Source organism: Shewanella putrefaciens, assembly GCF_016406325.1.
In the GTDB taxonomy this organism is placed as follows: domain Bacteria; phylum Pseudomonadota; class Gammaproteobacteria; order Enterobacterales; family Shewanellaceae; genus Shewanella; species Shewanella putrefaciens.
On sequence record NZ_CP066370.1, the window covers coordinates 4,225,954 to 4,239,401 of the forward strand.

The 13,448-nt window shown below is 43.1% G+C and carries 13 protein-coding genes and 1 riboswitch; of the genes, 5 read left to right on the forward strand and 8 right to left on the reverse strand.

Going from position 1 to position 13,448, the window contains the following annotated elements; translation table 11 throughout:
* The first annotated feature begins 58 nt into the window (after positions 1–58).
* Positions 59–2,038, forward strand: a complete 1,980-nt coding sequence (locus JEZ96_RS18735; RefSeq protein ID WP_041408483.1) for a M14 family metallopeptidase — start codon at positions 59–61, stop codon at positions 2,036–2,038.
* 25 nt (positions 2,039–2,063) lie between these two features.
* On the opposite strand, the gene JEZ96_RS18740 is transcribed toward JEZ96_RS18735, so the two are convergent.
* The gene (locus JEZ96_RS18740; protein ID WP_011791154.1) at positions 2,064–2,831 is read right to left on the reverse strand and encodes a class I SAM-dependent methyltransferase; all 768 of its coding nucleotides are present in this window, start codon (positions 2,829–2,831) and stop codon (positions 2,064–2,066) included.
* 274 nt (positions 2,832–3,105) lie between these two features.
* Here JEZ96_RS18740 and JEZ96_RS18745 point away from each other — a divergent pair, with 274 nt between their 5' ends.
* The 3 genes from JEZ96_RS18745 to JEZ96_RS18755 all read left to right on the forward strand — a co-directional run bounded on the left by JEZ96_RS18745 (position 3,106) and on the right by JEZ96_RS18755 (position 5,115).
* On the forward strand, positions 3,106–3,879 hold the full coding sequence (locus JEZ96_RS18745; protein ID WP_011791155.1) for a DUF4097 family beta strand repeat-containing protein: 774 nt from the start codon (positions 3,106–3,108) through the stop codon (positions 3,877–3,879).
* Positions 3,880–4,153: 274 nt separating this feature from the next.
* Entirely contained in the window at positions 4,154–4,624 is a 471-nt protein-coding gene (locus JEZ96_RS18750; RefSeq protein WP_011791156.1) for a hypothetical protein, read from the forward strand.
* Between the two features lie 149 nt (positions 4,625–4,773).
* A complete protein-coding gene (locus JEZ96_RS18755) occupies positions 4,774–5,115 on the forward strand; it encodes a leucine-rich repeat domain-containing protein (protein ID WP_229781437.1) in 342 nt (113 codons plus the stop codon).
* Between the two features lie 408 nt (positions 5,116–5,523).
* Here JEZ96_RS18755 and JEZ96_RS18760 read toward each other — a convergent pair whose 3' ends face one another.
* From JEZ96_RS18760 to JEZ96_RS18790, 7 genes are all read right to left on the reverse strand, one after another.
* On the reverse strand, positions 5,524–6,054 hold the full coding sequence (locus JEZ96_RS18760) for a GNAT family N-acetyltransferase (RefSeq protein ID WP_011791158.1): 531 nt from the start codon (positions 6,052–6,054) through the stop codon (positions 5,524–5,526).
* Positions 6,051–6,320 carry a type II toxin-antitoxin system TacA family antitoxin gene (locus tag JEZ96_RS18765; protein WP_011791159.1) on the reverse strand — a complete coding sequence of 90 codons (270 nt, stop codon included), beginning with the start codon at positions 6,318–6,320 and terminating at the stop codon, positions 6,051–6,053. Before JEZ96_RS18765 ends, JEZ96_RS18760 begins: the two co-directional genes overlap by 4 nt.
* 376 nt (positions 6,321–6,696) lie before the next feature.
* Positions 6,697–7,251: a transglycosylase domain-containing protein gene (locus JEZ96_RS18770; RefSeq protein WP_025007978.1), complete on the reverse strand. Its 555-nt coding sequence runs from the start codon at positions 7,249–7,251 to the stop codon at positions 6,697–6,699.
* Positions 7,252–7,626: 375 nt separating this feature from the next.
* A complete protein-coding gene (locus JEZ96_RS18775) occupies positions 7,627–7,851 on the reverse strand; it encodes a hypothetical protein (protein ID WP_025007977.1) in 225 nt (74 codons plus the stop codon).
* 355 nt (positions 7,852–8,206) lie between these two features.
* Positions 8,207–8,899 carry a hypothetical protein gene (locus JEZ96_RS18780; RefSeq protein ID WP_025007976.1) on the reverse strand — a complete coding sequence of 231 codons (693 nt, stop codon included), beginning with the start codon at positions 8,897–8,899 and terminating at the stop codon, positions 8,207–8,209.
* A 507-nt stretch (positions 8,900–9,406) separates the two neighbouring features.
* Positions 9,407–9,790 (reverse strand): GIY-YIG nuclease family protein, encoded by a 384-nt coding sequence (locus tag JEZ96_RS18785; protein ID WP_011791162.1) that lies wholly within the window; start codon positions 9,788–9,790, stop codon positions 9,407–9,409.
* 10 nt (positions 9,791–9,800) lie between these two features.
* Positions 9,801–11,936, reverse strand: a complete 2,136-nt coding sequence (locus JEZ96_RS18790) for a S9 family peptidase (protein WP_025007975.1) — start codon at positions 11,934–11,936, stop codon at positions 9,801–9,803.
* 167 nt (positions 11,937–12,103) lie between these two features.
* A riboswitch (FMN riboswitch) is annotated at positions 12,104–12,329 on the forward strand.
* A gap of 191 nt (positions 12,330–12,520) precedes the next feature.
* On the opposite strand from JEZ96_RS18790, the gene ribB reads away from it, so the two are divergent.
* A complete protein-coding gene (ribB, locus tag JEZ96_RS18795; RefSeq protein WP_025007974.1) occupies positions 12,521–13,174 on the forward strand; it encodes a 3,4-dihydroxy-2-butanone-4-phosphate synthase in 654 nt (217 codons plus the stop codon).
* Positions 13,175–13,448: the final 274 nt, after the last annotated feature.

Consider the following 13,448-nt stretch of genomic DNA (forward strand, 5'->3'; position numbering starts at 1 on the left):
ACTGGGGGTTTAATGAAAAGATACCGTCCTAATAAAAATTCGATTTATGGGCTTTTTCATGCGCTTATTTTCCCTCTCCGTTATCGCCATTGCCTGCCTATCAGCCAATCATGTCAGCTTTGCCAATGAGGTTAACACTGTCATTCCTGAAACCATTGTCACTTCGGCTCCCCAAGAAGTCGTCCCTTTAAAGGCCATTGAGAATACACAAACAATAGAAACTCAGGAAAATGTGGCCGCAAATACTGCCGGAGCCACCGAAGGAACTCTGCCAGCACCTATCCCTGAGCGCGCCAAGACCTTTGTCAATGATGCTATTTTGCCGCCGAGTATCACATGGCATGGTGCCAGCGAAGCACTGATGCTAAGCATTGATAACGAATGGGCTACCCCATTTGAACAAAGCAATGGTATTGAAAGCCCAAGTTACGATGACACTATCCTTTGGCTCGACAGATTGGCGGCTGAAACCACTAGTTTACAAAAAGTAAGCTTAGGTAAAAGCCCTCAAGGGCGCGATATTTGGATGTATATCGCCAGCAGTGAAGGGATAAGTGAATCAGCAAGCCTTAAGCAAAATACTAAGCCAACGATTCTCGTACAAGCCGGTATTCATGCGGGAGAAATCGATGGTAAAGATGCGGGTATGATGTTGCTGCGGGATATAGTCAAAGGCAACAAAAGCGACCTGCTCGAAAAAGCCAACCTGCTGTTTGTGCCAATATTTAGTGTTGATGCCCATGAGCGCAGCGGTGAATTTAATCGCGTAAATCAACGTGGCCCAGTGAATATGGGCTGGCGAACTACGACGAATAATCTCAACCTTAACCGCGATTATGCCAAGGCCGATACCTTGGAAATGCAACATATGCTGCGCGCAATCAATGTCTGGCAGCCTGATTTGTATATCGACGTGCATGTTACCGATGGCATCGACTATCAGTACGATGTCACTTTTGGTTATAACCTTGCCCAAGGCTTAAGCCCCGCCAGCTACCGCTGGCTCGAAAACAGCTACAGACCAGCCATTGAAGCGGCATTAACCGAGCAAGGGCATATTCCTGGGCAGCTAATTTTTGCTGTGGATAATGCCGATATCACTAAAGGTATGTCGCTGTGGAATCCAAGCCCACGCTTTTCAAATGGTTATGGTGATGCACGCCATTTACCCACCATTCTGGTTGAAAACCATAGCCTAAAACCCTTTAAGCAACGGGTGTTAGGCACTTATGTGATGCTAGAACAAACCCTAAAAACCGTTGGTGAACAAGCGACTAAACTGAAAAGCGCGATTCAGGAAGATAAATATCGCGCTTCACCGCTGATCACCCTCACATGGAAATCAGCACCATTAGAAAAAGGTTGGGATTTTAAAGGCATAGACTACAAGCTTGAAAAAAGCCCCATCAGTGGCGCCGATGTCGTGCGCTGGACGGGTGAACCTAAACTCTACCCTAACTTACCTGTGATGGCAGAAACCGTGCCCGATCTTAAGGTCACCCGCCCGAGTGCTTACTATATCCCTGCCCAGTGGACACAGGTCATTGATCGACTGAACCTACATGGCATTCGCATGACGGCACTCAAAAAGCCCACTGAGTTGAAATTACAGCAATACCAACTGAGTCATCCAGTGTTTAGTGCTAAGGATTTTGAAGGTCGTCAAACGGTAAAAGTGGTGTCGGAGTTAACTAAACTCACCACGGTTTTGCCCGAAGGCACCATTAAAGTTAGCACAGATCAACCTTTAGGTGATTTAGCGGTGTTATTGCTTGAACCTCAATCACCTGACTCATTACTGCAATGGGGCTTTTTTAATCCTATCTTTACCCGCACTGAATATATTGAAGATTATGCGGTAGAGCCATTGGCAGCAAAAATGCTGAAAGAAGATCCTAAGTTGCAGGCAGAGTTCGACAAAGCACTGACCAATCCAGAGTTTGCCGCCGATCCCGACGCACGTCTGCGTTGGTTCTATGAGCGCAGCCCCTACTACGATAACCAATACCTTAAGTATCCAGTTTACCGCAGCCGTTAATCTTAGCCATCAACAATGCTAAGGATTAAGCAGGTTTACGCGCACTGATGCTATACACCAAGGGCACATTCTGCCCTTGGTGTGTTAACACATAACGGCCATCGGTTTGTGCTTCTAATCCAGCGAAACAGTTATAGGGGCTAAAATCAAATTCGTGGAAAAACGCTAACTCCAAGCCCGCCTGCAATAAGGCATTGATCACTTCGGATAAACTGTGTGACCAGCACATTAAGGTTTGCTGATCGTCACCGGCATTTTCGGTATAGGTGCCTTCTTGCTCAATATCTGGCTCACCCCGATTAAAATAGCTATAACCATCAAACAACTGCTGTGCAGGATGGAACTCGGCCATATAAAACTGTCCGCCGGGTTTTAAGCAGCGTGCAATGGTCTGTGCCCAAAGCGTTAAATCCGGTAGCCACACAATCGCACCATAGGAGGTAAACACAATATCGTGAGGCTCAACCTTGCTCGCCACACTGTAGACATCGCTACAAATAAACTCGGCGGCCAACTGTGTCCGTTGTGCCAACTTTTGCGCTTCAACAATCGCGACCTCTGATAAATCAACGCCTGTAACCTTAGCGCCCATTCGCGCCCACGATAGGGTATCTAAGCCAAAATGACATTGCAGATGCAGCAAACTTTTGCCTGCAACCGCAAGCTCATTAAGCTCGATTTCCCTTAATGATGTGTTGCCGTTCAAAAAGCCTTCAACATCATAAAAATCAGAGGTTAAATGTACCCGAGTGCGCGCATCCCAAGCGGTCTTATTTGTCGTTAAATAATCCATTTGTATCCCTTCTCGTATGTCGATGTTCTTTTGCATTTTTGCTCAGCATGAGGTTAGCACTCAAACTAACTTAATAAATGAGCAATTTCACTAATCTATGAGTAATTCGCTCATGTGGCGGACATGTCCGCACAGCGAACATCGGACACTTTACACTCAAGCCATTGATTATAAGTAAATATAAATATTGGCATAGGCTATGCAATGCGTTGCCTATCACAAGATAGGTCACTCTCCGCCGAAAATAGAGAGCCCGATAAACAAGGAAGCTAACATGCCGCTACGTCCATTTATATTCATCCTCGCCTTTATATTGGTTTTTACCGCAGGTGTATCACTCACTGGCTGCATTATTAATGTCAACGCCGCGGGCATGCCCGATTTAGACCACCAGCAACGCGAACTCACGCTTGATAGCCAAGACTTGCAAGGGCTGATTGCTGAAACTGGCGCGGGTAACTTAGAGATCATCGGTGTAGAAGGCCTTAGCCAAATTAAACTCATCGCCGATATTTATACTAATGATGACAGCAAAATCATTCTCACCCTTGAGAAAAAGGCCAATAAAGCCAGGCTCAAAGCGACTTTTGAGCAAAGCAGTTTTACTAACAACTCATCTTATATGGATATAAAACTGCAAGTGCCAGCACATTTAACACTGGATATTGATGACGGCTCAGGCGCCATATTGATCAGCAAAATGACCGCCGATATTAATGTGAAAGACGGTTCAGGCGAACTCATTATCAACGGTGGTCACAATGTCAGTATTGATGATGGATCAGGTGATATTGACGTCAGCCAAATTAGCGGCAATCTCGCTATTGTCGATGGTTCTGGCGCCATTAAGGTTACTGATATTCAAGGCAATATTGTTATCGATGATGGTTCAGGAAGCATAGCCGTTGCAAATGTGCTAGGTGCGGTGACCATCACTGATGGCTCAGGTGATATTAATGTCGTTAACACTAAAGGCTTAACTATCTTAGCCGCAGGCTCTGGCAATGTTAACTTCGACAAAATCGATGGCCCAGTAAGCATGAAATAGAGCGCAGTTTAGCCTTCTACTCCCAAAGCTTTTACCCTCTTCCCGGCGTAGAGGCTGATGTTGCAACGGTTCCCAACCAAGATGTCAGTCTTCTACCCACCCTTTGCAGTTAATGCAATTTTGCCGCGACTCCCTGGTAGCGGCATTTTTTTATGCTGCAATTAAGCTGAAGTTTGAGATGATTAGCCTTTAATCCCTCGGATTTGCTAAGATAGTCAGCCTTTCCACCTCTACAGTCGAAAAGCCACACAGTATTGCCAATAAGGTCGAGAATATGGATCAGTTTTCGGAATACCAAAAAGCAATTGAATTGCTTTCCCTATCGGATAATCCCCGACAGATAATGGAAGGACTTGGGGATATTTGTTTTGATGGCGAATCTTTGTATCACAATGGCAATAAAGCCCTAGCCATACACATTTTCAAGCATATTTACGCCTTAGATGCGCACTCAGACTATTTTTCACACGCCAGAACTGTCGCAAAAGCCTTTCTTATAACCCTGGAAGAAATTCCCCCTATCTCCCTAGAAGAGGTTATTTTACAGATAAAGCATGAGCATGCTTCATTAGCTGCACATCAATTGAATCTGCTGATTGCAAAACGCATTTTTAGGGAGTTTAGTCACCATCAAGACGCTATCCACATCACAATACACTATCTCACCAAAGCCGAAGCACTCGCGCCGCTGAGCAAGAGTGACCTTCGCTTTAAAGCTTTAGTCAGCTCAAATAAGCATGAGTAAAGGGATAGCGTGACAGAATAAATCATCAGAATTCAACAACCCAATTTTAATTAAGTGATAATGTTGATGTCGCAATTTCATTAAACTGCTCCATAGTTCGTTCATTAGAGTCAATTAATTTATGCTCAGATTCAGTGGAATCATTAAGTGTGTCCCATGCAAGCAAACTCTCTGAAATTACCGGAAACACCCATAGATTAAGTTACTTATCATTAAATAAATGTCAAAAGTTAGATTTTTTCTCTATAATTTCAACGCTTGATAGCGTAAAAATTTTAGACCTTAGCGGGAATCCACAGTTATCCAGTATTGACGCATTGCGTGGAAATAAAAATATTTTTGCGTTATATCTAGTTGAAACAAATGTCATTAAGACTAAAGAAACTATCGATATTTTGACTTCGATGCCAAACCTGAAAAAAATTTGGATTAAAGCAAACAAAAAGGAGTTGGAACTTTTGAGAGAAGCTCTACCAGGGATTGTAAATTAAGCATAGAAAAAGACCGGACATGTAGTTCGAGAGCACGAAAAGATCTGTGTAAGTGGCATTTTTTAACTCTCGATTCTTACGTCTCTAACCCCAATGCAGACCAGTCTTCGGTGACGACTAAAACTTAACTATTTGATTTATTGTGAAAGTTAATCGTTAAGCTATTAAGCACTGCCATTCCAGTGACTCGCCGCCAACGATCACTTCCATGGTAGTACTTAATTCCGCGAGCTAAACCGTATTCTGTTAGCCTGAAACTACGCCCAAGTGTAATGCCAATGCCGAGCTAACTATCTCAGCAGGTATATCTCTTTAAGCAAGTTAGGCACGATCAATAGCTTAGCGCAGCAAAATTTAACAATGGGCCTTATTAAACTTTTGCACAACAGGCAAGGTGGGAGCTTGTAGCTAAGTGAATAACTGACCGACTGTTTTCATTGGAATAAACATTCTGACACGACCGTTGATTTCACAAAGAACCTCGAAACCATATTTTGCGTAGAATGATTCAGCTTGGTCAGTTAAGCAATCGACAACAATGGCATAAGCTCTCATGTGAGCGTTAATTTCCCACAGATATTCTAGTGCTTTGATTAAGCTAGCTTTACCTAACCCACTGCCATGAAACTCTTTATGAACCGCAAGTTGAGCAAGCAGAAAGACCGGAATGGGATAGCGTGGTAACTTTTTGCCAATAGCTTGCGGCAAGGTATCACGGCAAATTGAACTTGGTGCGATAGTATAAAATGAGCAAATTGGATATTTTTGATTGGGCAATGGCATAGCAGCAGGTAAAACCATTGTACGGCTAATACCTGCTTGCATATGTTTTGCTGCTTGAGTTTGGATAAAATCGTTTAACTCTGCTTCGCCACAGTCAAATGATACTCTATCGTGTAGTGATTTATCCAATTCTTTGAAAATTTTGGAATAACTCACTTAAACTCACCATTTTTAGTAAATGCAGCCGCTTCACGCAATGCCTTATTCGGAACCTTAGCCTCATCACAAGCCATTATGAATTGGTCGAATACATCTGCTTTAACCGTAACGCTTTCATGCTCAGCTATCACCTGAGTTGCATCTTCGTCCATTAAGCGAACAACGTATTCAGTTAAGCTTTTTAACCCGAGCAAAGCGGATGCTTTCTCAGCCTTAGCTTTGATTTCTTCATCCAAACGGATATCAAGTCTTGCAGTCGCCATAAAACCTCCTATCGTACGGAAAAGATCCGTAATGAATTGGAGTATAAAGCTTAAACAACCACAGCGCAAATTGTACGGAAGCGATACGGATTCAATTTTTAGATTTGTTGGAATAACACTTCGAATATGCAGCGCGTTATTCTTCGCACCGAAGGACAAGGAGACTGTGTGAAACCGAGCTAACAAAAAGATGTGGCAGTCCTGTGCTTGTGTGACTTTTATTGCATCATTCACAAAATTTAACAGTGGGTGTCTAGTTAAACTCTGTGTAGGCTGTTAATCCCACAAGAGTTTTGCCAGCTCTACCATTCCCGTAATAAAATTTAACAATGGGTGTCTCGTTTAAACTGATATTTCTACTCAACAGCACAGCAGACTAGAAGCTTTTATCCAACTGAGAAAGCAGATATTCACGGCGTTTTGTGAGTAGATTTGGGTGTTTTGCAAAGATACTAGGAGCATGTGGAAGAGCAGCTATTGTGGCCACCTCTTCCACATTTAATCCCGATAAAGGCTTATTGAAAAGTGCATGGGATGCGTAGGAAAAGCCTTTTGAATCTTTGCCAGTATACGCTTGTGCCAAATAAAGAGTTAATTGCTCTTGCTCTGTAAGGTGAATCCTGACCAACTGCAGCCACAGAAATGACTTAATATGCCAATAAGTCATTGATTCGGTTTTATGGCGGATATTTAAATTATCAATAATCAACCTTGTAGCAAGCCAATCAAGATTTTCGCCAGTGGATATACGAACGAGCTGCACGATTATGGCTGGAGGCACTGATTCTTCCGGAGTAGCAACTTGGATGAGTCGAGTTATTTCTACACGGTGAGGCTGAAAGTAAAAAAGATCATAAATTGCAAAACTTATTAGCGGCAGCACCACAATAATTACAGTCACCCAAGAAGAAACTTTAAGGCTTAGTCTCATTGTGGCTCCTCAAATAAATCTTTCTAAATTAAAACGGGTTTATCGACAGTTTAACGAGACATCCTTTGTTAAATTTTATAGTGCTGCAACTATCTAGGATAGTTGTTTATGTAGCCCCATAGTCAAATCTATTTTTTTCGACACCCTTCATCAACTTCGCGGAGGAGATGAACTTCTGTTTCCTCAGTGCAAACTTTTAATCTCAAATGAGTTTTTCCTGTTCGACTACTCCTGTAACGTACTTTAACAATGGGTATCTCAATAAACTCTACCCTCTTCCGTAAGCTCTCACTCCTCCCCTGCACAGGTCAGACTGATTTGATAGACAGTGCCATCCGCTGCATTTAATCCTCTATTTTTCTCTACCTTTTCTTTTCAGCTACTAAAGTATTCATCTAATGCCAATCTCAATTTATTAGCATCTACGAGATCACCAAAGCAAACCTTTACTACTTCTTGACCATTTAAAGTTTCATCTCTCATAGATATCGATATGTTATGAAATCCGCGCATATAATCATCCAAGTCATTTGCATCAAATGTATGATTAACATACATAAACACTTCTTCACCTTCAAAAAATAATTCATTAATTTTCATCAATTCTCCCTCGTTTCAAAGTCCCTAATAATTTCTTTTTCTTCTGGTGTAGGATCGCGTTTATCATCTTCATTACCTTAAGGTTTATCTTGCTTTTTAGATCAGGAAGTCCGCATGAATGGTTAGGATTTAGCCTTTGATTTAAATCCAGCAACCAAGGCTTGCTCCAAGAAGCTGGGGTTCATCATGCAACTATTCTGTTTAATTGACACTGTAATTTTGGTTGGCTCAGCTCTTATTCTCGGTGCAGGCTGTAAATCCCACAAGAGTTTTGCCAGATCTACCATTCCTGTAAGAAAATTTAACAATGGGTGTCTCGTTTAAACTTGGTTCGATGCTGGTAAAACATATAACATTAACAATTTAGCGGGTCTATCCCTATGCTTCGCACATGTAAAAATCTTATAGGTTCAATAATGTATTTTTTACCATTTATAATAATGGATGGTAACTGGACAGAGTAATCTTCCAATTTATACTCAATATCGCTTGAAAAAATACTTATTGATGCACCAGAATTAAAATACTTTTTACCAAATAATGTGTTATAGCCAAAAAAGGTATTACCAGTTATCTTTGATATAGGAATTACACTGAGATACCCATTATTAGTTGACTCATCAGAATTAGCATTTGGAATGTTCTCTGCCCGTGTAATTAATTCAGCTATCTTTACATTCCATGTTTTGTTTGTTGTATTGTCAGCAATTACAATTTCATCGCTCTCAAATTGAAAGTATGTTCCAGATGGAGCAATAATTGAAGCTGCAAAATGAAAACTCTTAAATCTCTCATTTTTTGCTGAACTAGAGCTAGATACTTCTAGCTCAACTCCCCCACTAAGCTGTATTGATATGTTATCCGTAGGACCAGAACCTCCACAGCCATTACTGTGTGTAACTCCTTCGCTATATATTGGCTTGTAGTAATCACGAACTACAGGCGCACATGAGACAGATATTATTGAAAGAGAAATTATAAATACACATTTTTTGAAAAGCATATATGGCGCACAATTTCCTTGGAAACATAACGTCTTAGTGCGCATACGCGTTAACCTCATTAAACAAGTACAAGTGCACATATTTAATCACTTGAAATAAAACAAATTTATCAGTATTTCAATAAATACACCATCATAAAAAACGACATTAAACGATCCAACGCTATTTCAACTCTTCTTTTAGCTGCTCTATTTGGCTATTAATAGATAACACCAATGTGTCAGCCCTTGAAATGCCGCGACTTGTTCGTGCGCTAAGCTTTGTTCCCCTCGTAGCACTGGCTTGGTTGTTAGTTTATTGAGATACTCACAGTTAAACTTTGCTCCTGACGACAGAATCGGGATATGTGCAGGCTAACAGAATACTCTGTAGTTAATGGGATTAAGCACTGGCATGGAAGTGACCGTCCGTGACATGGATGTAACGGTCGAGCATACAAGGACGTACTTGCTGCGTGTCACTGGAATGGCACTGCTTAATCATTTCATCGGCATTTATAAGATCTCGATTTCCGCTCAACATTATTGCCGGAATGACGAAAAAACAGACTGTTAAGCAGTTTCACGCCCACTTTCAATCAACGCCAATTTCTGAGTACGACTCAGTTTTTTAACCGCGATTTCACGCTTTAGGGCATCGCTGTGGGTGCCGACTTGTTCTTGATACATCAGGGTTAATGGCCCTTTACCGCGCAGGTATTTTGCCGCCTTGGGGCCATTGGATTGATGTTCCTTAAAGCGCCGTGCGACATCGGTGGTAATGCCGGTGTACAAGTGTCCATTGGCGCAGCGGATCAGATACAGATACCACATCGATACTTGCACTATCTCTGACGTAGCGCCTTGGTCTGAAGTAACAGCTTGAGCTTGGCTAGCCCTTTGCTCAGAGCTAGCCAAGTGATCTGGATTTGCTGTCTCAATGGCTAAATCAGTCACCTGTTGGCGCCTACTTAATTATGCCCAGCAGGTTTAAGAAGAAGGCATATTCTTGGGCTGTGTCTTGGTACTGGCGATAACGGCCACTCTTACCACCGTGGCCAGCATCCATATTCACATCCAATAACAACACCTTATCGTCAAACTTGTACCATTTATTTTGCACATCACGCAGCTTAGCGACCCACTTAGCGGGTTCAAAATATTGCACTTGTGAATCATGCAAACCCGTTGTGACTAGCAGATGGGGATACTCATGGTCGGCCACGTTGTCATAGGGCGAGTAACTCAGCATGTAATCAAAATAAGTTTTCTCGTTAGGATTACCCCACTCGTCGTACTCATTAGTGGTGAGCGGAATCGACTCATCGAGCATGGTCGTTACCACATCCACAAAAGGCACATGCGCTGCAATGGCAAAGTACTTTTCCGGTGCCATATTGGCAATCGCGCCCATTAATAACCCGCCCGCACTGCCGCCAGAGGCAACGACTTTATTTTTATCGCCATAACCTTGCTCGGTTAACGCCGTTGTTACGTCAATAAAATCATTAAAGGTATTCTTTTTATTCAGTAATTTACCTGCATCGTACCAAGGGCGACCTAACATTTCGCTACCACGCACATGGGCGATGGCATACACAAAGCCGCGGTCGAGCAGACTAATAACCGATGAAGAAAAATCAGGTTCAACGGTGTAACCATAAGATCCATAACCATATTGATACAGAGGGTTAGTACCGTCTTTCTTAAACTTATCTTTACGATAAACCAAGGACACTGGCACCTTGGCACCATCACGGACGGTCACAAACAAGCGCTCGGCGCGGTATTGGCTGGCATCAAAACCACCAAGCACTTGTTCCTGCTTGAGCAGATCGCGTCTATCGGGATTGGTTAAATGGTACTCATAAATCGCCTCTGGCGTGGTAAGGCTGGAGTAGAAAACACGTAACTTGTCGCTATCTTGCTGAGCGTTAACATCTAACCCAAGCACATAGGCGGGTTCATCAAAACTCAGTTCAAAGGGCTTTTGACCATTGAAAGGCATCACTTTGATGCGTGTTAGGCCATTTTCACGGGTTTGAATAATCAAGTAATCCTTAAGCACTAAGTCATCTTCAATCCGTGCATTAGGGTTATGGGCTACCACTTCTTGCCACTTGGATTTATCTGCCGCATCTTTGATGGCAACTTTCATTAAACGAAAGTTAGTCGCCTGCCAGTTGGTGAGAATGTAATAGGTATCCCCCAACTTAGACACGCTATATTCATGGCCTTCTTCTCTTGGTAGTACAGGCTTAAATAACCCTAAAGGATCATTGGCATCCAGCACAGAGACTTCACTGGTAGTGGTATTTTCATGGAACAGTACAATCTGCGACTCATCTAAGGTTTTACCGAGAGAAAGGTAATATGAATCGTCTTGCTCTTCATAAACCAAAATATCCCGTGATTGTGGCGTGCCTAATTCATGGCGATAAACTTGATAGCCGAGTAAGGTCTTAAGATCTTTCGCAATATAGAACACATGCCGATTATCGTTACCCCAAACCACTCGACCTTCTGTATTTTCAAGCACATCGGTGATCATATCGCCCGAGGCCAAGTCTTTAAAATAAATGTGGTACACGCGGCGACTGAGCACATCTTCACCAAAGGCCAGCATGGTTTCATCTGGGCTGACACTCGCGCCACCTAAACCATAAAACTCATGACCCTTAGCTCGCTCGTTAACATCGAGCATCACTTGTTCTACACCATCGGCACCCTTACGGCTGATCAGCGGATATTCGCTGCCCTCTTGATATCGACGGTAATAGCTATGCTGGTGCCATTGGTACGGCACGCTCGACTCATCGGCAACTAAACGCTCGGTTAACTCTTTATAAAGGCCATCTTGCAGTGGCTTTAAGGGTTTGAAATAAGCCGCGGTATAGCGATTCTCAGCGTTGAGATAGGCTAACACTTTAGGATCTTTGCGTTCATCGTCACGTAGCCAATAGTAATCATCGGTACGCGTGACACCATGCAAGGTCATCACATGGGGAATTTTTTCAGCAATCGGGGCAGGAATTTGCCCTTTTTGAGTCGAACAACCAGATAGCAACATGGTAATACCTAAAGTGAGTAGCAGAGATCGCATTTATACGTCCTTGTGACGTCCATAACGACCGTCGATGAGTGCGACGGCAAATAAATTAGTATGATAGTGGTGAGGTGTGCACTAGCGCAAACATTGAACGCCAGAAGTTGCCATTCGGGTTAAATAAGAGCAACATAACTGCGTTTTTTAGCCTAAACGGCTTAAAAGCAAATTCTCAGGGCGGGGTGAAACTCCCCACCGGCGGTAAATGAGTAACGGCTAAGTGATGGTGACTTAGTGTGGCTCAAAGCCCGCGAGCGCCCGAAATACTTCGGGGTCAGCAGATCTGGTGCCTCAGTGTTTGCCGAGTGCAAATCTGATATTCCAGAGCCGACGGTAATGGACTGTGACCTTAATGGCAACAGTGCTGAGTCCGGATGGAAGAGAATGTAAGACGGCACTTTGCGGCACCCATGTATAAACATGCTCAGTATCGCACAGTGTTAGCCTCATGTTTTGCAATAACTTCACCCAGTGAAGTGATATTGCTACAGCAAAATTGAGCCATTAGGTTTGGTTAAGTTGTATTCCTGCACGCCCTGATTCTGGATATTCCAATGTCGTATTTTTTAAGGATATTAACCATGAATCAGTCTTTACTTGCTCCTTTTGGTACTGCTATCGAACGTGTTGAAGCCGGTCTTAATGCCCTGCGTCAAGGCCAAGGTGTGTTAGTTGTCGATGATGAAGATAGAGAAAACGAAGGCGACTTAATTTTCGCTGCCCAGACGCTGACTAACGCTCAAATGGCCATGCTTATTCGTGAATGTAGTGGCATCGTTTGTTTGTGTTTACCGGACGAAAAAGTCAAAGCCCTTGAGTTACCGCCTATGGTGGAAAACAACTCAAGCCAATATGGTACTGCGTTTACTGTGAGCATTGAGGCAAAAGTCGGTGTAACGACTGGCGTTTCTGCTGCTGACCGCGTGACCACCATCAAAGCGGCGATTGCCGATGGCGCTAAGCCAAGTGATTTGGCGCGTCCTGGCCATGTGTATCCACTGCGCGCCCAGCCCGGTGGTGTGTTGACTCGCCGCGGTCACACAGAAGGCACGATTGATTTAATGCAACTCGCGGGTTTAAAGCCCGCTGGCGTATTATGTGAAGTCACTAATCCAGACGGCACAATGGCACGTTTACCTGAAATTATTGCCTTTGGTGCCCAGCACGATATACCTGTGCTAACGATTGAAGATATTGTTCTTTACCGTAAATCGCTGCTCGCAAATGTAGGCTAAATCAAGTTTTAGTAACACATTAAGCAGTCGTCACCGTATATTAAGGACGCCTTTTTCAAGGGCGTCCTTTTTCTTTCTATACGCTAGATAAGATATCCCAAAACTGGGGCTCGATAGCATTACCCATAAGGTCAACATCGTCACGGACCACCACGATAAGTATGCAATTGATATTCGGCTTTACCGCCTAGTGAGTCAGCTAACATCGCTAACGCTCAAATACTGCTCAATATCACAGACAAACAATCCAATTGTTTGATAGGGGAAATACGTC